Below are 18181 nucleotides of genomic sequence, written 5' to 3' on the forward strand. Positions count from 1 at the left end.
CTCTCTACCCCCTACTTCTTACTTCGCAGTTATAAAAGCACCACGACGCCCCTAAGCGTTTCCGCCGGGACGTCGGGCTTCACCAGCACGCGTTTCAATGCGAGGATTGGAGTCGCGGCCAGCGATTGAAGTGCTGCACAGTTTGGTAGCTACGCGAATTGCGTGCCGTCGTGCCTAATGACGCGCCGTTGGACGGTCGGTAACGTCGCGGATGGCGATTGCTGACTCCAATCTACGACCTACGCCGCCCGGGCCAATGGGGGAGCGAGGGCAGCGCCGGACCGTTACCAGATCCGGACGTGCGGAACCATACCGCCCGCCACCGGGCGGTCACTCACCGTCCGCGATCCGTGCCTCGCCTAATCGATGGGCGCGAACCGGTAGCCGACGGCGGACTCGGTGATGATGAGCGTCGGCCGGAGGGAGTCGTCCTCGATCTTGCGACGCAGATGCGCCACGTACACGCGCAGATACTGCTGCGCATCGCCGTGACTCCGCCCCCAGACGGCGTCGAACAGCTGCTGGTGCGTCATGGTGCGCCCGGCATGCGTCACGAACGCCAGCAGCAGCGCCCATTCCGTCGGCGTAAGATGAACGACCACGCCGGCTTTGGTCAGCGTGCGCGTGGCGCGATCGATCGTCAATCGGCCGACGTGGAGCGGTGCGTCATCGCGAGCAAGCGAGGGCATGCGCGCTCGACGAAGGTGCGCACGGATCCTCGCCTGCAACTCGAGGGTGCTGAACGGCTTGGCGAGAAAATCGTCGGCCCCGGCATCGAGCAGCCGGGCCATTTCCTGATCGGTATGACGCGCTGAGAGCACGACGATTGGCGTGGACGACCACGTGCGAATCGACTGACACACGGCGAGGCCGTCGGCATCGGGAAGCCCGAGGTCGAGCACGATCAATGCGGGCCGCTCCTGACGGGCAAGGGAAAGCCCATGTGCGGCCGTGGCGGCCTCATAGACGATATGGCCCTCGGATTCCGCCGCAGCACGGATGACGGATCGAATCGGCGTATCGTCTTCGATGACGAGAATGGTGGAGGGCGCCATAGATCCCATGAACGCTAGCGCCCTCACGGCGCGCGGCGAGGGCCGTCGGGGACCTCACGCGTGAAGATCCCACAAAGGATTTCCGCGGAATTAGCTTTCCCGCATGACCTCCCCGACTCTTCACTCTGCCGACGTCGTGGTGCTTGGCGGCGGCCCCGGCGGCTATGTCGCCTCGATTCGTGCAGCACAACTCGGCCTCTCCGTCACCTGCGTCGAGTTCGACAAGACGCTGGGTGGTACGTGCGTTAACGTGGGCTGCATTCCTTCGAAGGCCCTGCTCCAGAGCTCCGAGCACTACGAGTGGCTGCGCCTCCATGCCGCCGAACACGGTATCAAGGTTGACGGGGCATCGATCGACCTGCCGACGATGATGGCCCGCAAGACCGACGTCGTGGCCCAGAACACCAAGGGCGTCGAGTTCCTCTTCAAGAAGAACAAGATCACGTGGGCCAAGGGCTACGGCACGCTGCAGCCGGGCAACGTGGTGGAAGTGAAGGCCGCCGACGGCACGATTTCGCACTGGCAGGGCAAGTCCGTGATCATCGCCACGGGCTCAGTGCCGGTGCAGCTGCCCTTCCTGAAATTCGACGAGAAGCGCGTGCTATCGAATGTGGGTGCGCTGTCGATTCCGGAAGTGCCGAAGCATCTGGTGGTCGTGGGCGGCGGCGTGATCGGCCTCGAACTCGGCTCCGTCTGGCGGCGCTTGGGCGCCAAGGTGTCGGTCGTCGAATTCCTGCCCACGATTCTCACCGGCAACGACGACGACCTGGTGAAGGAAGCAGACAAGATCTTCCGCAAGCAGGGGCTCGAGATTCACACCGGCACCAAGGTGACCGGCGCCGACGTCTATGACGACGGCGTGCGTGTCCACGTCGAGAAAGACGGTGTGGCCTCACATCTCGACGCGGATTACGTGCTCGTGTCGGTGGGCCGGAAGTCGGCGATCGGCGGCATCGACCCGGCGGCGCTCGGGCTCGCGATGGGGGCGCGTGGTGAAATTCTCGTCGATGATCAGCAGAAGACGAATCTGCCCGGCGTGTATGCCATCGGCGATGTGTGCGGTGGCAAGCTGCTCGCGCACAAGGCGGAAGAAGAAGGCGTGATCGCCGCCGAAGTGATCGCCGGCAAACCGGTGCACATGCACCACCGCACGATCCCGGGCATCGTCTACACGTGGCCCGAGCTCGCCACGGTGGGACTTACCGAGCAGGAAGTGAAGGCCAGCGGCCGCGTCTATCGCGTGGGCAAGTTTCCCTTCAGCGCGAACGGCAAGGCGCGCACGATGGGCGAAACGCAGGGCTTCGTGAAGTTCGTCGTCGACAAGGACACCGACGAGATCCTGGGCTGCCACATGATCGGCCCGAACGTGGCCGACCTGCTCAGCGAAGTGGTGCTGGCCATGGAATACCGCGGCAGCGCCGAAGACATCGGCATCACGGTGCACTCGCATCCGACACTCAGCGAAACGGTCAAGGAAGCGGCGCTGAGCGCATTGGGTAGAGCCATTCACATGTAGACCGCTAACTGCCGACTGCTTAGGAGGCAGGAAGGAGATAAAAAAGGGAGGAGGATGCAGTGAACCGCATGAGCGGACTGCTTCCTCCTCCCTGAAACTCTCCCCCCTGCTACCTAAGCAGTTGGCAGTTTACGATCGCACGGTCAGAACATCTTCCCGATAGACTGTCCGATCACCACGCCCAGTGCGAGCATGGCGACGCCAACGACCATGAGCATCATGTTGGACGACTTGGGCTCGACCATGGCACTGGTCGCCGTGGCCGTGGCCGTCGCCACTTTGGTTTCGGTGCGTGCTTCGGGAATCGCGGCCATGATGTTCGCGGCAACGTAGGCCGGCGTGGTCATGCGACGACGCTGTTCGGTTTCCGTCGAAATCATCTTCCAGAGGTCAACCTGCTTGGCATCGGCGCGGCGCGCCTCCGCTTCACTGGTTTCGCCGTCGAGCCACTGGTGAATCACCAGTGCTGGTCCTTCCGCCGCTGCCATACCGGGAAGCGGCACTTCGCGATCTGCCACCGGACGATCAGCAACAGGCGCGGCGTCGCGTTGCGGCAAATCCTGACCGAGGTTCCGGTCGTCGTGCGCTTCATGTCGGTCGAGCATCAGTCGTATTTCTCCTCGAGCAAAGTCTGAAGGGCTTCTCGTGCCCGATGCACGCGCATCTTCAGTGCTCCAACGGTTGTACCCAAGAGATCCGCCATCTCTTCATAGGAGCGTCCTTCAACATGTTTCATGATGAAGGCCTCCCGAAGCGACGGGGCCAACTGCGCGAGGGCTGAGTCGAGGTCCTGCCGCAGTTCAGTGCGGTCGAGGTCCTCATCGGGACTCGCGAAGGTGGAGGGCTGGTCGTCTTCGTCGTAGCTCAGGTGCGTGCGCCGAATGTTCTTCAGCCAGTCCTTGCACCCGTTCGCAACGATCCGAAAAAGCCAGGCATCGAATCGACCACGGACTTCACCGAGATGGTGATAGGCCTTGATGAAGGATGTCTGGAGAATGTCTTCGGCTACGTCGGGACTTCCCGTCATACCCAAAGCATGCCGATACAGTGGATCGCTGTATCGGCCGATCAGCATCGCGAAGGCATCGCGTTCTCCCGCCAAAATGCGGGAGATGACGTCCTGGTCCGAATCGACGTCTGCGGGAGTGGGTTCTTCTTCCGTCATGGTCACGGCGCTAGGATAACGCCGCATTAACGGTATTGACACCCCTTCCAGCAAACGAAGCGCGAAGAACCTCGCCGATCGTCTCGTTGGAAGGACGAATAGCCGCGGAGGAGGTCACGCAGGCCGTACGGGGAGTATCGGCACGTGGTGGAAGGCACTCCAGTGGTGATTGCGGATGAGTGCGCCATGCGCATCGAGAAGGGGCGGCTGGTAGCGAACGCGACCATGTCCCTGCGGTGCGATTCCGGTGCGTGCCGACGCGTCGCCGCGCTCAACGGCCTCCTTGAGTGCGTCCTCAACGCCGCGCACCACGCCACAAGGCACACCGACCTGCTCGAGGGCGTCGATCCATTCGGCGGCCGGTCGTTGCCGCGCGCTCGCGGCGATTGCCGCCACGACACGGTCACGGTGCGCCACCCGACCGGCGTTCGTGGCCAGCTCCGGATCGCTGGCCAGCGCGTCGAGCCCAAGCGCACGAGCCGCGAGCGGCCATTGGGGATCGGCCCCAACGGCCAGCACGAACGGACGGTCGGCGGCGGCGAACAGTTGGTAGGGCACGAGATTGGCGTGGGCGTTGCCCCAGCGGCCGGCGTCGCGCCCCGACACGAGCGTGTTCTGCGCGACGTTCGCCAGCGCGGCCAACGCCGAGTCGCGCAACGTGACGTGGATCCGGCGATCCGCCGCCGTGACGAGGCGATCGCGACCGGCTAGCGCGCCGAGCAGGGCAATCGCGGCGTCCTTGCCGGTTATGAGGTCGACCAACGCCACGCCAGTCTTCATCGGCGCACCATCAGGCTCGCCGGTGATCGCCATCCACCCACTTTCGGCCTGCACCACGAAATCGTAGCCCGGGCGATGACTGTGCGGACCGAAACCGGAGATGGTGCACCACAGAAGTCGTGCATTGCGCGCCAGTAAAAGATCAGCATCAAGCCCATATCGTGCCAATACGCCCGGAAGAAAGTTGTCGATGACGATATCCGCGTCGGCGATCAGCGCGTGGAGGAGCTCGATGTCGGCGGGAGATTTGAAGTCGGCCGCGAGCGACAACTTGTTGCGATTGGTGCTCAGGAAGTACGCCGATTCGCCATCGGGGGCGAACGGCGGGCCCCAGCCGCGGGTATCGTCGCCGGATCCGGCCCGCTCGACCTTGATGATGTCGGCACCGAGATCGCCCAAGGCCATGCTGCAGTGCGGCCCGGCGAGCACGCGGGAAAGATCAACAACTCTGACCCCTTGAAGCGGTAATGTCTTCATGATGCTCTTATGATGATCTATTAAGGGCGCTAAAACGCTCTCGCTTTTCAACGACCCACCTGAGCCGAGCTGAAGGTCGGCCGCGACCAGACTTGCGTATAATATGCGGTTCACCTCGCAAATCACGTCCGTATACCTTGCATAGATGACTGAAAATCATATAGTTACCCCAGTTCTGGTGGACGTGGACCATACTATTGAGGCTTGAGCAGCACCTCCTCTGTAGAAAAGTCGGGCGACCACCTCTACCTCCATTGCTGGCGGAAGGAGTCCGTTCGACCCATGGCCGATTTGCCGCAGGCTGACGACGACACGATCACCGAAGGTGACGCACCTCCTGCCAGTCCGGCCCCGCGCCGTGGCCCTGGGCATCGGGCTGCAGACGCACGCGACACCGCGGCCGAGATGGCGCAGCGGGCGCACGAGATCAGCCTGGAGGCCGGCAGCAAGATGGCCGGGGCCATGCGCGAGGTGATCGGTGCGGCGGCGGGGTTCAGCCCCTTCGCGATCGAAAGCGCGCGCGACCTCATCAACTACATGGTCCGCCGCGGCCAGATGGGGCAGGAAGAGGCCGAGGTGCTGATTCAGCAGGCCGAAGCCGCCTATATCGCGAAGCACGGATCGCTGCCGATTCCCGGACCGAAGGCGCCGCCGCCGAAGCCGGTACCGCTGGGTCAGCTGCCAAAGGCCGTGACGGCGCCTGCCGCCGCGGCTGAAGCGGCGCTCGAGGCGCGGGCGGCCATGCGGATCGAGCCCCAGAAGCCGTCCGACAAGGTCACCTTCGCGCCGCTTCCTCCGAAGCCGGCACCGAAGCCGCCGGCTCCGAAGGTCGAAGTCGTCGAAGCCCCGCTCGAGGCCAAGGTGGAAGCGAAGGTCGAGGCCAAGCCGGCCGCGAAGGCGCCGGCGGCCAAGGCGGCTCCAGCCGCTGCAGCCAAGACGGCCGCTCCGGCGGCGAAGGTGCCCGCGGCCGCCAAGGCAGCGACGCCTCCGGCGAAGGCGCCAGCCAAGGTCGCCGTTCCCGCCAAGGCGCCGGCAAAGGCACCCGCCAAGGCCCCGGCGAAAGCACCAGCGAAGGCCGCCGCTCCGGCGAAGGCCCCCGCAAAGGCACCAGCCAAGGCACCGGCGAAGGCTCCGGCCAAGCCGGCAGCCAAGGCTCCCGCCAAGAAGGCGCCGGCGAAGAAGAAGTAGTTCGACGTGTTCGTCGCGTCGGCACCGAGTCGCCTCGACTTCGGAGGAGGGTGGACAGATGTCCCACCGTATCCCGAAGAGCGAGGCGGCTTTGTTTGTAACCTCGCCATCGAGCGGCGAGTGCGGGTCTCGCTGCGCCCAAGCGTCGCCGAACGCGATCGGCTGCCGCTGGTTGAGGCGGCCTGTCGGCGCGCCGGTTATGCGGGTCATGCCGCAATGCAGAGCGACTTCCCCATCGGCGCGGGGCTTGGTGGATCGTCGGCGGCGGGCGTCGCCCTCGCCGCCGCCCTTGCGGCGGCACAGGACCGCGAGGTCACCCCGGCGGCGATCGCGGAGTGGAGTCGCGCGCTCGAGGTTGAAGAGATGGGAATCGCCGGCGGCCGTCAGGATCACTACGCCGCGGCGTACGGTGGCGCGCTTGGACTGACCTTCGGCACCGCCGTCTCCGGCGACGCGGTCGAGGTGGAGGCGATTCCGCTGTCGGCCGCCGGTCGGACCGCGCTCGAGGCGCGCATCACCCTCGTGTACACAGGCGAATCCCGTATCTCCGGCGACACGATCACCGCCGTACTCGATGCCTACCGCAATCGCACGCCGCGCGTCATGGAGGCGCTCGACCGCATGGCGGTGCTGGCTCGTGGGATGCGCAGTGCGCTGCACGCCGCCGATGTCACCACGCTCGGCGCGCTCGTCGACGAGCATTGGATACACCAGCGGGCGTTGCATCCGCGGATTACCACCGAACGGATCGACGCGCTCGAGCAGGCGGCGCGCGCCGCCGGTGCGCAGGGTCTCAAGGCGCTTGGCGCCAGCGGCGGCGGATGCGTCATGATCATCAGTGCGGCGAGCGACGCGGCCCGCGTGGTCGAGGCCGTCGCGCCATTTGGGGAGGTCCTCCCCTGGCGCATCGCCACGACGGGCGTAGAGGTGTCGCGGCTCCCGCCCGACGCCTAGACTGTAGGTCGTGACGTACCGATATCCGCTCGATCCCGTCGCGTTGACCGCATCGCTGGTCGCGATCGATTCGCGCAATCCATCACTCGTGCCCGACGGGCCGGGTGAGCTCGCGTGCGCGACGCATCTCGCGGCCGTGTTGAACGCGTGGGGATTCGCCGTGTCGCTGCAGGAGATTGCGCCCGGCCGCGCCAACGTGATCGCCCGCATCGGCCCCACCGGCCGCACACCGCTCGTGTTGAACGGACATCTCGATGTCGTCGGCGTGGAAGGCATGTCGCACGCACCGTTCGCGCCGGAGGTGCGTGACGGCAGCATGTTCGGGCGCGGCACCACCGACATGAAGGGTGGCGTAGCGGCGATGTGCGTGGCCGCCGCCCGCGCCGCGGCGCGTGGTTCGCTGGCCAGTGAGATCATCATCACGGCCGTGTGCGACGAAGAGTATGCGTCGATCGGCACTCGCGCGCTGCTCGAGCAAGGGCTTCGCGCCACCGGGGCGATCATCACGGAGCCCACGCGCATGGCCATCGCGCCGGCACACAAGGGATTCGCGTGGATCGAAGTGGTGTTGCATGGACGCGCGGCGCACGGCAGTCGGTACGACGTGGGCATCGACGCGAACCGTCACGCCGGGCTGTTGCTCGCCGCGCTCGATCGGTACGAACAGGATGTGCTCATGACCCGCGTGCATCCACTACTGGGCCGTGCGTCACTGCATGCCTCGTCGATCGTCGGTGGCACGGGCTGGTCGACCTATGCCGAACGCTGCACGCTGCGTATCGAACGCCGCACGCTGCCCGGAGAGAGCGGCGAGCAGGCGCTCGCCGACATCCGCGCGCTCTGCGATGTGCTCACGGCCTCACGCCCGGGATTCCAAGCCGACGTTTCGCTGGTGTGCGCACAGCCCCCGCTCGATCTCGCGCTCGATGCCCCGTTGATCGCGTCCGTACGCGCCGCATGCACCGCTGGCGGAATCGAGCCCACGATGGCCGGGTTGTCGTGCTGGACCGATGCGGCCCTGTTCGCCGAAGCGGGGATCCCGGCGCTGTGCTTCGGACCGGGCGATATTGCCCGCGCGCATTCCGACACGGAGTGGGTGGAGATTGCCGATCTCGAGCGGGCGACGGAGATCCTGGAAGCGGTCTGTGCGGGGTGGGGTCGCGAGAAGGCGTAGGCGATAAGGCGTAAACCGCCGCCGTCAGCCGACTCGAATCTCGGCGGCGGCATTCGTCATGCTGAGGCTCCCGCCTTGCACTTCGAGCAGTCGACCCGCCAGCGCGGGCGTCGTGTCAGGGCGCGGGGACACCGAGATCAAGATGGTGCGCCCGTCGCGCGCGCTGGCAATGCGGAGTGGACGCTCGCTCGACACATGCTCTGCGGCGGATTCGAAGAAGAGCGCCAGCGCCTCAGCCAGACGCACGCGGTCGGCCGAGACGCGCGGCAACGCCGGTTCGAGTGACGACTCCACGCGTGCGCCGCGCCGTTCTGCCGCCACATGGGCGAGCGGCAGCACCGCGCGGATGACGTCGTTCACCTGCACGAGCTCGCGCACCACCGGCAGCGCACCGCGATCTGCGTCGGCAATCTTCCCGAGTCGTCGGAGTGCCTCGTCCATGGCGTCGGCCGCATCACGCGCGGCGCCCAGCAGCTCCTCCTGATTCTCGTTGAGGTCCCCGAACTTCGCCTCGAGCAGGATATGAAGCGGGAGGCGCACGTCGTCGAGCTGACCGAGCGTCGAGCGAACGGTTGCCGATAACAGCGTCGCGTGTTCGTGCAGCCGAAGTCCCGCCGCGTCCTGTGCCTTTGCACTTTCGGCTTTCGACACGGAGAGCGCACTCCCCAGCTGATCGACGACTTGTTCGATGCGGTCCAATTCGTCGGGGGTATCGCGCGTGCCGGCCGCACTGGGCCCGGCCAGTCGCGTGATGCGGCGCGCGAGATAGCGCGTGTTCAACCACGTGACGACGAGCGACGCGATCGCCAGAATCGAGGCGCCGACGACGACGAGTTCGGGCGCGGTACGTGCATACTGTCCGTAGTACGCGAGCCCGAGCGCCAGCGCGACGGCGAGCAGCGACGGGACCAGCGCGAGAAAGAGGCGCTGCCCGACGGTCATGGAAGGTCAGCTCGCGACAGCAGTGTCGCCTCGGCCTCGTCGAACAACGACACCACCAGCACATCCAGCCCTTCGCGTCCGGCGATCAACCGATCGACGACCGATCCGTGGCGTAACCGATGCCAGCGCGAGCGCGTCGATTGACCGATGATCACCAGTGTCACGCCACGCTCACGGGCAAAGCGCACCAGTGTCGCCGCCACGTCGGTGCCTTCCAGTTTCACGACTTCGGCACCCATCGACTGGGCGAGCTGAATGTTGTCGACCAGCCGTCGCTGCACGGTCGCGTCGATACGATCGGCGCGTTCATCGGGCGTCTGCACGTACACGCAATACCAGTCAGAGTTGAGCCGGCCGGCGATGCGGCTCGCTTTCCGAAGCAGCACGCGGGACAACGGCGGATTGCTCGAGAGGCAGACCAGCAGTCGATCGACGGTGCGCGGGGCCAGGCCGGCGCCACCCGGCCCGTCTTCGCGACGGATCAATCCTTCGCGCGCGCGATCCACCGAGTTCGCCGTTTCGCGCAAGGCCAGCTCGCGCAGCGTACTCAGATTCTCGTCGGTGAAGAAGTTGGTCAGTGCCGCTTCGATTTTTTCGGCGCGATAGATCTTGCCTTCGCGCAAACGCTGACGAAGGTCCTCCGATGAAATATCGAGATTAACCACCTGATCGGCCTGGGCGACGACCCAGTCGGGGACCGTCTCGCGCACCAGCACCCCAAGCTCGCGCTGCATCACGTCGTTGAGAGACTCGAGGTGCTGCACGTTGACGGCGGAGACGACATTGATGCCCTCGTCGAGCAAGTACAACACGTCCTGCCACCGCTTCCCATTGCGTGAACCGGGCACGTTGGTGTGCGCCAGCTCGTCGACGATCGTGATCTGCGGACGTCGCGCGACGAGGGCGTCGACGTCCATCTCTTCGAGCGAGACGCCTCGGTACTCGATGCGTCGGCGCGGGAGCACCTCGAGGTCACGGAGCTGCGCCTCCGTATCGGCGCGTGCATGTGTTTCCACGAAGCCGACGACGATGTCCACGCCGCGCCGACGCATGTCGTACGCTTCCTGCAGCATCTTGTAGCTCTTGCCCACCCCGGCCGAGGACCCGATGTAGAGCTTGAGCTTCCCACGCTCGCGCTGACGCACGAGCTCGAGGAAGCTCGCCTCGGGCGCTTCCATCAGAAGGTCAGCGCGAGCGACGACACGACGAATCCGCTGCGCTTCGACGGCGTCTCGTTGCGGCCATCCGGGAAAATGGCGTCGCGGTTCTGCCAGCCACGGACTTCCGAGCGCCACAGAAAGCGCGCTTGCGGCTGCACGTCGACGCCGACGGACGCGCCGACGGCGCGGAACGGTGCATTCGCGATCGCGGTCGCTCCGCTGCCGCGTGTGCCGGTTGCGAGAACAACCTGGTCCGGATCGCGCATGTATTCAACGCGACCTGAGAGCGCAATCGTCGGCGCGACCTGGCGTCGTACAATCGCCGCGGTGTTGATCCAACTGGAGGTACCGGCGGCGCCTGCCGGACGGGACTGCGTTCCGTAATCCGCTTCACCGAGCAACGTCCATCCGCCAGCCGTCGCGAGCTTCGCACCGACTCCATTGAAGCTCCGCACGCGCGAGCCAGCCTCGCTGGAGATGAAATTGTAATAGCTCAGCGTGGACGTCGGCGTGACGGCGTAGTCGAGTCGAATCCCCGCGCCCTTTCCACTGTTGTTCTCCGAAATATTCTGCCACCCGTTCACGATGTCGAGCCGGGCCGTGAGCTTGGGGGTTGCCGCCCACGTCGCCTTGACGCCCGTCGAGTAGTACGGCGAGTAATCGCCGACCAGCGAGCGTGTGTAGGTCGGATTGTCGCGCGAGACCCAGCCTTCCATGCCCATGTTGGAGTAGAAGATGCCGCCGTCGATCCACACGTGGTCGGCGATCTTGTATCCGACCACGGCTTCCTGGATGTGCCGTGCGAGCGATGGGCCACTGATGGTTCCGTTCACCGGCTCGCCGGCATAGTTCGACTGGACCGACGTGCCGGCCTGAAGGGCGAAGCGACCACGTACCCGTGCTCCGGCGAGCACGGCTTCCACGTAGGCCAGGTTGATGTTGAACTCATTGTGCCGCGACGGCTGCGTGGTAAACGGCGCACCACCGGCGAAGGAGCGGTCGAATGACGCCGGGCGACCGGCATCGTAGGCGAAGTAGCCGTCGACGAACGCGCCGTAGGTGACGCGAACGGTGGTATCAGCCGGCGCGGGTTGCGCGACGGCGGGTTGCGCGGCGGCGCGGCGCGGCAGCGCGGCGAGCGCAAGGGCGGCGACCGTGGCGCAAGCGATTGAGCGCGCGTGGTGCCACGGATGGCGATTCGGATATGCGATCATGGAAGAGTCCGGGGGAGAGTTGGCACCAGCGCCGTCTTGGCCGGGCGTATCGTCAGCGCAGAATCGAGCGCGATGTTCAGCAGGAGCACGTTCACGCGAGGCTCGCCCAGCACGCCGAACTGTCGGCCTTCCGTACGCGCGTCCAGCAACTTCTGCACATCGGCGGCGGACACGCCGCGGGCGCGCGCCACCCGCGCGACCTGCAGCCGCGCGTTGGCTGGCGAAATGTGCGGATCGAGCCCCGAGGCGCTGGCCGTCACCATGTCCGACGGAACCTGGCCCTTGATGGCCCCGTCGAGCTGCACCGCGCTATCGACGCGCAGCGCGATCAGCGTGTCGGCGAGCTTGCGGTCGGTCGGACCCTTGTTCGTACCGGCCGACGCCGTCGCGTCATAGCCGGCACCCGCGGCTGAGGGCCGCGGATGGAAGTACTCAGGACGCGTGAACGACTGGCCGATGAGCTCCGAGCCCACGATACGACCGTTCACGCGAACCAGCGAGCCATTGGCCTGACGCGGAAAGATGAGCTGCGCGAGCCCGGTCACGAGGCCGGGGTATCCGATCCCCGTAATGACACACAGCAACACGGTCAGCACGAGGGCGGGGCGAATATTCGAGCGAATCATGAGAGCACCCTCAGACGAGACGAAGGAGGACGAGCAGCACGTCGATGGCCTTGATCCCGACGAACGGCACGATAAGTCCACCCACTCCGTACACCAGCAGATTTCGACGGAGAATGGCGCCGGCTGCCGCCGGACGGTACTTGACGCCGCGGAGCGCCAGCGGGATCAACGCGACGATGATGAGCGCGTTGAAGATCACCGACGCCAGGATCGCACTCTCCGGCGAGTGCAAGCGCATGACGTTCAGGGGCTGTAACGCGCCGCGGACGCCGTACACCGAGATGAAGATTGCGGGAATGATCGCGAAGTACTTGGCGACGTCGTTGGCAATCGAAAACGTGGTGAGCGAGCCGCGGGTCATGAGCAGTTGCTTCCCGATCTCCACAATCTCGATGAGCTTCGTGGGATTGGAGTCGAGGTCGATCATGTTGCCGGCTTCCTTGGCCGCCTGCGTACCGGAGTTCATGGCGACGCCGACGTCTGCCTGCGCGAGCGCGGGCGCGTCGTTGGTGCCGTCGCCAGTCATCGCGACGAGTTTGCCCCCCGCCTGCTCGCGCTTGATCAGCGCCATCTTGTCTTCGGGCTTCGCCTCGGCCAGGAAGTCGTCGACGCCCGCTTCCTGTGCGATGGCCGCCGCCGTCAGGGGATTGTCGCCCGTGATCATCACCGTACGAATGCCCATCGCCCGCAAGCGGTCGAATCGCTCCTTCATGCCGCCCTTCACGACATCCTTGAGATAGATGACGCCGAGGATTCGCGCGATCCCATTGTCGCGCTCGGCCACGACGAGCGGCGTACCACCCTCACGCGCGACACGCTGAATCGTGGGCTCCAGATCGGCGGGTACCGTGCCGCCATGTTCACGCGTCCACCGGATCACCGCGTCGCCGGCGCCCTTCCGCGTTTCGCGCCCATCGAGATTCACGCCGCTCATGCGCGTGCTGGCACTGAATGGCACGAACTCCATGGCGGCGGAGGTCGCGTCGCCGCCGACCTCGCGTCCACGTAAACCATACTGCGATTTGGCGAGGACGACGATGCTTCGGCCTTCGGGCGTTTCGTCGGCCAACGACGCGAGCTGCGCGCGATCGGCAAGATCTGCGACGGCGGTGCCACCGACCGCTACGAACTCCGAGGCCTGCCGATTGCCCAGCGTGATTGTCCCGGTCTTGTCGAGCAAGAGCGTATTTACGTCACCGGCCGCTTCGACGGCGCGTCCACTCATCGCGATAACGTTCTGCTGAATCATACGATCCATGCCCGCGATGCCGATCGCCGACAGCAGGCCGCCGATCGTGGTCGGAATGAGGCACACCAGGAGCGCGATGAGCACCGTGATCGCGACCGGGCTTCCGGCGTAGATCGCGAACGGCTGGAGCGTGGCAACGGCGAGCACGAAGATGATCGTGAGACCCGACAGCAGGATGGTCAACGCGATTTCGTTCGGCGTTTTCTGTCGGCTGGCTCCCTCGACGAGCGCAATCATCCGGTCGATGAAGGTCTCGCCGGGATTGGCGGTGATCCGTACCACGATGAAGTCGGACAGCACCTTCGTACCGCCGGTGATGGCCGAACGGTCACCGCCGCTCTCGCGAATCACGGGAGCGCTCTCGCCCGTGATGGCACTCTCGTCGACCGACGCCACGCCTTCCACGACTTCACCGTCACCGGGAATGACGTCGCCCGGCACGCACACAACGAGATCCCCGCGGCGGAGCGTTGCCGCCGACACGTTCTCGAACTCAGCCACATTGTAGGCGCGCTCGGTGCCGGACGCGTCGAGCTTCTTGGCGCTGATCTGCGTGCGGCTCTCGCGCAGCGTGTCTGCCTGCGCCTTGCCTCGCCCCTCAGCCATCGCTTCGGCGAAATTGGCGAACAGGACGGTGAACCACAGCCACAGCGTCAACTGGAGCGTGAACGCGATGCCATCGCGTCCGGCGGCGATATCCCGCGCCAGGGCGGCGGTGGTATAGGCGGAGCCGAGCAGCACCACGAACATCACGGGATTCCGCACCATGTGCTTCGGATTCAACTTCACGAACGCATCGCGCACTGCCCGCCGAACGATCGGTGGGTCGAAGAGCGGACGGGATTGTGTGCTGACCATTAGAAGAGCCCTCCCGATCCCATCGAGAAGTGCTCGACGATCGGCCCGAGCGCGAGCGCCGGAAAGAAGGTGAGCGCACCAACGACAATGACGACGCCGATGAGAAGCGCCGAGAAGACCGGTCCTTCGACCGGGAACGTCCCGGCCGACGCAGGGGCGCTCTTCTTCTCCGCCAGAAACCCGGCCAGCGCCAGCAACGGGACGATCAAGGCGAAGCGGCCCACGAGCATGGCCACGCCGAACTGCGTGTTGTACCAGTAGGTCGATCCGGTCAAACCAGCGAACGCGGATCCATTATTCGCCGTCGTGGACGTGAACGCGTAGAGCAGCTCCGAAAGCCCGTGCGGGCCGCTGTTGTTGAGCCCTTGCAGTCCGGATGGCGAGACGGCGGAGATCGCCGTGAACACCAGGATCGACGCCGCGGATGCGAGCACGTAGAGCATCGCCATCTGTACTTCACGCGCCTGCAGCTTCTTGCCGAGATACTCCGGGGTGCGCCCCACCATCAGTCCTGCGATGAAGACCGTGAGCACGATGAAGATGATCATGCCATAGAGGCCAGCCCCCACCCCGCCGAAAATCACTTCGCCCAGCTGCATGTTCACCATCGTCACCATCCCGGCGAGCGGCGTGAAAGAGTCATGCATGGCGTTCACCGCGCCGCACGACGCGTCGGTGGTCACGACGGAATACAGTGCCGAATTCGCAATGCCGAAGCGCGTCTCTTTCCCTTCCATGTTGCCGCCGGGATTCACGGCGGTGGTGGCGACGTCGAGGCCACGTGCGGCGTGCGTCGGGTTCCCGCGCGCTTCGGCCGAGTAGGTCACCCCGGTGCCGGCCAGGAAGAGCAGGAACATCGCGGACCAGACCGACCAGCCATGTCGCGTGTTGCCGACCATGCGACCAAGTAGGTAGACCAACGCCGATGGAATGGCGAAGATCGCAAAGACCGACAGGAAGTTGGACCACGGCGTGGGATTCTCGAACGGGTGCGCCGAGTTGGCATTGAAGAAGCCGCCGCCGTTCGTCCCGATCTGCTTGATCGCCTCCTGACTGCCGACGGGGCCCATCGCGATCGTCTGCGTGGCGCCTTCGAGCGTCGTGACCTGCAGATACGGATGGAAGTTCTGAATCACGCCCTGCTGCACCATCGCCAGCGCCCAGATCAGCGAGAGCGGAATCAGGACGTAGAGCGTGCCGCGCGTGAGATCGACCCAGAAGTTTCCGATGCGTCCGCGCCCGTCGCCGGACCGGCGTGCAATGCCTCGCACCAGGGCAACGGCGACGGCCATGCCGACCGCCGCCGACACGAAGTTGTGGAACGTGAGCTGAGACATCTGCGAGAAGTACGACATCGTCGACTCGCCGCCGTAGCTCTGCCAGTTCGTGTTGGTCGTGAAGGACGCCGCGGTCTCGAAGGCCTGCCGGTCGGGCAGCGCACCGAGGTCCTGCGGGTTCATCGGCAACAGATGTTGCACGCGCAGCGCGACGTACGTCAGCAGCATCGATGCCGCGCTGAAGAGCAGCATGGCGCCCGCGTAGCGCGTCCAGTGCTGATCGTCATCAGCGTTGACGCCGGCGACGCGGTAGATGACGCGCTCGATAGGGCGGAGCCAACGAACGGATCCGTCGTAGACGTGGACGAGGTAGAGTCCCAGTGGCTTCGCGATGGCAAGAATCGCGAGACTGAAGACGATGATCTGGAACCAGCCGTCGAAGGTCATGGATGGCTCAGAATTTTTCGGGACGGATAAGCGTGTATGTCAGATAGACAAGCACGGCCACAGCCATCACCGAGGCGATGGCACTTTCGGCGCTCATGCGACACGCTCGCGGCCAAGGGTATCGTCGGCAGGCGCGCGCTCCGCACCGTCAGCGTTGGACGAGCCCAACCCTTCGCACACCCGGACGTAAGCGAGCATCAGCGCGAAGAACGCGACGGTACCGAGCACATAGGCGAGATCGATCACGGGACAACCTCCTCATGCGGGTTGCGCTCCAGATCCGGGGACCTCCCGAGACCATGACAGCTTCGCAACTGAGGGGAAGCGTACCGCGAGGCCCGTAAAGGCCGCGCAAAGATCGGGCGTCTGGCGCACAAAGAAATCGTGTAGTTTTCGGGATGCAGCTCTCCGTTCTCCAATACGACAAACTCGAGCGCGCCATCACGGATGGCACTCGTCTCCAGCTCTATCGTCGCGGCACCGAATTTCTCGTGATCCCTGAGCGGCTCCGTCTACACAACGGGCGTGAGCTGATCGTCGCCCGTCATCCGAGTACGGGTAGCTTGCTCGAGATCTATATCGACGAGCTGGACGGCATGGAGATCGTGAAGTGAGCGCGAAGTATCCGCTGGTGGCGGTGTTTGCCGACGAATCCTGCCTTGGCAACGGCAAGATTGGTGATACTCCCGGCGGACTCGGCGCGCTGATCGAATTCCGAAAGGCCGACGGCACCGTGCAGCGATTCGACCTGTGGGCCTCGGAACCCGACACCACGAACAACCGGATGGCGCTGCGATCGGTGATCGACAGCTACCAGGCGATGTCGCGGAAGGGTAACCCGCTGTCGGTCCTGTTCACGACCGACTCCCGCTACATCGTGGACGGGATGACGTCGTGGGTGCGGGGATGGATGGCGCGGGGCTGGAAACGGGCGCAGGGACCCGTGGAGAACGTGGAGCTCTGGCAGGCGGCAGTGGAGGCCGTGGCCATGCACGAGACGCAATGGGCGTGGGTGAAAGGGCACGCCGGCCATCCTCAGAACGAATACGCCAATCATCTGGCGACCCGGGCGGCCGCCGTGCAGGACCGCTCGGATGGACTCGTCGTGTCGTCGTTCGAGGAGTGGTGGGCCGCGCAGCCGGTCCGGGCCAACACCAAGCGGGCCCCACTGTCACCATTTCCTGCGCCGGACGCCTTCGCACCGGCTCCCGCGTTACCCGGGGCCAAGACTGCGCGTCGGATGACGTAAGGACTCCGGCGCACGAGTGCCGGTCCAACTCCGGATGCTCATGTTCAAGTATCTATTCATCCTCGCGATCGGCGTCGCCATCGGCTACGGCTACGGCTGGAAAGACGCGCAAGAGAACGACAAGAACGTCGCCGAGCGAGTCGTGGATCGCATCGGTGGCGAGACGCGTGAGCGCATGGGAAACGACGTGGACAAGCGTATGGCAGCCGAAGGGAAGTGAGCGTCGTGTCACGCTCGCTGGACGATCTCGATCGTCTTGCCTTCCGGCTCTCGCGTACGGTTCGGACGCAGTATCCGCATCTCCTGACGCAGGGCTTCACGCTCACTGATCTCGAGGAACGGCTCCTGCCCTTCCGTGAGGCGCGTCGTGAAATGGCCGACGGTGGCGCCGACGCCTTCGAGCGGGCGGTGCTCCGCCTCATCGCCGGGGAGCGCGGCTATCTCCAGACCGAGTCGGGACTGCAAGCGGCCTGTACGCAGGCCCTCGCCTCACCCTCACCCTCGATGTCGTTGGTGCGCGCGTGGGCGACGACCTCGCTGACGCTGGCCCAACAGGCGACCACGGTCGGCACGGAGCGGATGGCGACGCCGCCCGCCACCGACATCAGCGATCGGTCGGGTGAGTCGAAGCCGGAAACCAAGCCCTGCGGCTGTCGCTTCTGCGGCAACCGACTGCCCGAGAACCGCCGCATGACGTTCTGCCCGCATTGCGGCATGGACCTCACCAAGCGGCAGTGCCCCGCCTGCAGCACCGAGCTCGACGTGAACTGGCGCTTTTGCGTGACCTGCGGTCGCAGCGCCGACCTGCCGGATATCGCGATACCGATCCGTCGCGCCAGCTAGTTCCGCG

20 protein-coding genes are annotated in these 18181 nt (G+C 65.3%); 8 read left to right on the forward strand and 12 right to left on the reverse strand.

Going from position 1 to position 18181, the window contains the following annotated elements; translation table 11 throughout:
* Positions 1 to 359 precede the first annotated feature (359 nt).
* Positions 360 to 1055, reverse strand: coding sequence for a response regulator (locus HKW67_RS12685; RefSeq protein WP_171225729.1), 696 nt, complete (start codon positions 1053 to 1055; stop codon positions 360 to 362).
* A gap of 103 nt (positions 1056 to 1158) precedes the next feature.
* Here HKW67_RS12685 and lpdA point away from each other — a divergent pair, with 103 nt between their 5' ends.
* Positions 1159 to 2571 (forward strand): dihydrolipoyl dehydrogenase, encoded by a 1413-nt coding sequence (gene lpdA / locus HKW67_RS12690; RefSeq protein WP_171225730.1) that lies wholly within the window; start codon positions 1159 to 1161, stop codon positions 2569 to 2571.
* 143 nt (positions 2572 to 2714) lie between these two features.
* Here the strand turns inward: lpdA and HKW67_RS12695 are convergent, their stop codons facing one another.
* The 3 genes from HKW67_RS12695 to HKW67_RS12705 form a co-directional block, all read right to left on the reverse strand.
* Positions 2715 to 3176: a hypothetical protein gene (locus HKW67_RS12695; RefSeq protein WP_171225731.1), complete on the reverse strand. Its 462-nt coding sequence runs from the start codon at positions 3174 to 3176 to the stop codon at positions 2715 to 2717.
* Positions 3176 to 3736, reverse strand: coding sequence for an RNA polymerase sigma factor (locus tag HKW67_RS12700; protein ID WP_230981178.1), 561 nt, complete (start codon positions 3734 to 3736; stop codon positions 3176 to 3178). Before HKW67_RS12700 ends, HKW67_RS12695 begins: the two co-directional genes overlap by 1 nt.
* Before the next feature lie 114 nt (positions 3737 to 3850).
* Positions 3851 to 4993 carry a CaiB/BaiF CoA transferase family protein gene (locus HKW67_RS12705; protein ID WP_171225733.1) on the reverse strand — a complete coding sequence of 381 codons (1143 nt, stop codon included), beginning with the start codon at positions 4991 to 4993 and terminating at the stop codon, positions 3851 to 3853.
* Positions 4994 to 5275: 282 nt separating this feature from the next.
* Here HKW67_RS12705 and HKW67_RS12710 point away from each other — a divergent pair, with 282 nt between their 5' ends.
* The 3 genes from HKW67_RS12710 to HKW67_RS12720 are packed head-to-tail and all read left to right on the forward strand — an operon-like array spanning position 5276 to position 8309.
* Complete coding sequence (locus HKW67_RS12710) at positions 5276 to 6181, forward strand: hypothetical protein (RefSeq protein WP_171225734.1); 906 nt, start codon at positions 5276 to 5278, stop codon at positions 6179 to 6181.
* Between the two features lie 6 nt (positions 6182 to 6187).
* The gene (locus HKW67_RS12715) at positions 6188 to 7135 is read left to right on the forward strand and encodes a GHMP family kinase ATP-binding protein (RefSeq protein WP_171225735.1); all 948 of its coding nucleotides are present in this window, start codon (positions 6188 to 6190) and stop codon (positions 7133 to 7135) included.
* A 10-nt stretch (positions 7136 to 7145) separates the two neighbouring features.
* The gene (locus HKW67_RS12720) at positions 7146 to 8309 is read left to right on the forward strand and encodes an ArgE/DapE family deacylase (RefSeq protein ID WP_171225736.1); all 1164 of its coding nucleotides are present in this window, start codon (positions 7146 to 7148) and stop codon (positions 8307 to 8309) included.
* A 24-nt stretch (positions 8310 to 8333) separates the two neighbouring features.
* On the opposite strand, the gene HKW67_RS12725 is transcribed toward HKW67_RS12720, so the two are convergent.
* From HKW67_RS12725 to HKW67_RS12760, 8 genes are read right to left on the reverse strand one after another with little or no spacing between them, the layout of a single operon-like run.
* Positions 8334 to 9251: a histidine kinase gene (locus HKW67_RS12725; RefSeq protein WP_171225737.1), complete on the reverse strand. Its 918-nt coding sequence runs from the start codon at positions 9249 to 9251 to the stop codon at positions 8334 to 8336.
* On the reverse strand, positions 9248 to 10429 hold the full coding sequence (locus HKW67_RS12730; protein ID WP_171225738.1) for a universal stress protein: 1182 nt from the start codon (positions 10427 to 10429) through the stop codon (positions 9248 to 9250). The genes HKW67_RS12725 and HKW67_RS12730 overlap by 4 nt, the downstream gene beginning before the upstream one ends.
* Positions 10429 to 11625, reverse strand: a complete 1197-nt coding sequence (locus tag HKW67_RS12735; RefSeq protein WP_171225739.1) for an outer membrane beta-barrel protein — start codon at positions 11623 to 11625, stop codon at positions 10429 to 10431. The genes HKW67_RS12730 and HKW67_RS12735 overlap by 1 nt, the downstream gene beginning before the upstream one ends.
* On the reverse strand, positions 11622 to 12248 hold the full coding sequence (gene kdpC, locus HKW67_RS12740; protein ID WP_171227656.1) for a potassium-transporting ATPase subunit KdpC: 627 nt from the start codon (positions 12246 to 12248) through the stop codon (positions 11622 to 11624). The genes HKW67_RS12735 and kdpC overlap by 4 nt, the downstream gene beginning before the upstream one ends.
* A 13-nt stretch (positions 12249 to 12261) precedes the next feature.
* Entirely contained in the window at positions 12262 to 14358 is a 2097-nt protein-coding gene (gene kdpB, locus HKW67_RS12745; RefSeq protein ID WP_171225740.1) for a potassium-transporting ATPase subunit KdpB, read from the reverse strand.
* Entirely contained in the window at positions 14358 to 16082 is a 1725-nt protein-coding gene (gene kdpA / locus HKW67_RS12750) for a potassium-transporting ATPase subunit KdpA (RefSeq protein ID WP_171225741.1), read from the reverse strand. The genes kdpB and kdpA overlap by 1 nt, the downstream gene beginning before the upstream one ends.
* 7 nt (positions 16083 to 16089) lie before the next feature.
* Complete coding sequence (locus HKW67_RS22800) at positions 16090 to 16179, reverse strand: potassium-transporting ATPase subunit F (protein ID WP_171225742.1); 90 nt, start codon at positions 16177 to 16179, stop codon at positions 16090 to 16092.
* Positions 16176 to 16328, reverse strand: a complete 153-nt coding sequence (locus tag HKW67_RS12760) for a hypothetical protein (RefSeq protein ID WP_171225743.1) — start codon at positions 16326 to 16328, stop codon at positions 16176 to 16178. Before HKW67_RS12760 ends, HKW67_RS22800 begins: the two co-directional genes overlap by 4 nt.
* A gap of 152 nt (positions 16329 to 16480) precedes the next feature.
* Here HKW67_RS12760 and HKW67_RS12765 point away from each other — a divergent pair, with 152 nt between their 5' ends.
* Genes HKW67_RS12765 through HKW67_RS12780 form a run of 4 tightly spaced genes read left to right on the forward strand, consistent with a single transcriptional unit; the run spans position 16481 to position 18174 of the window.
* Positions 16481 to 16696: a hypothetical protein gene (locus HKW67_RS12765; RefSeq protein WP_171225744.1), complete on the forward strand. Its 216-nt coding sequence runs from the start codon at positions 16481 to 16483 to the stop codon at positions 16694 to 16696.
* Complete coding sequence (locus tag HKW67_RS12770) at positions 16693 to 17331, forward strand: ribonuclease H family protein (RefSeq protein ID WP_171225745.1); 639 nt, start codon at positions 16693 to 16695, stop codon at positions 17329 to 17331. Before HKW67_RS12765 ends, HKW67_RS12770 begins: the two co-directional genes overlap by 4 nt.
* A gap of 40 nt (positions 17332 to 17371) precedes the next feature.
* Complete coding sequence (locus HKW67_RS12775; RefSeq protein ID WP_171225746.1) at positions 17372 to 17551, forward strand: hypothetical protein; 180 nt, start codon at positions 17372 to 17374, stop codon at positions 17549 to 17551.
* Between the two features lie 5 nt (positions 17552 to 17556).
* Positions 17557 to 18174 (forward strand): zinc ribbon domain-containing protein, encoded by a 618-nt coding sequence (locus HKW67_RS12780; RefSeq protein ID WP_171225747.1) that lies wholly within the window; start codon positions 17557 to 17559, stop codon positions 18172 to 18174.
* The last annotated feature ends 7 nt before the right edge of the window (positions 18175 to 18181 follow it).

It is taken from the genome of Gemmatimonas groenlandica, from assembly GCF_013004105.1.
Classification (GTDB): Bacteria; Gemmatimonadota; Gemmatimonadetes; order Gemmatimonadales; family Gemmatimonadaceae; genus Gemmatimonas; species Gemmatimonas groenlandica.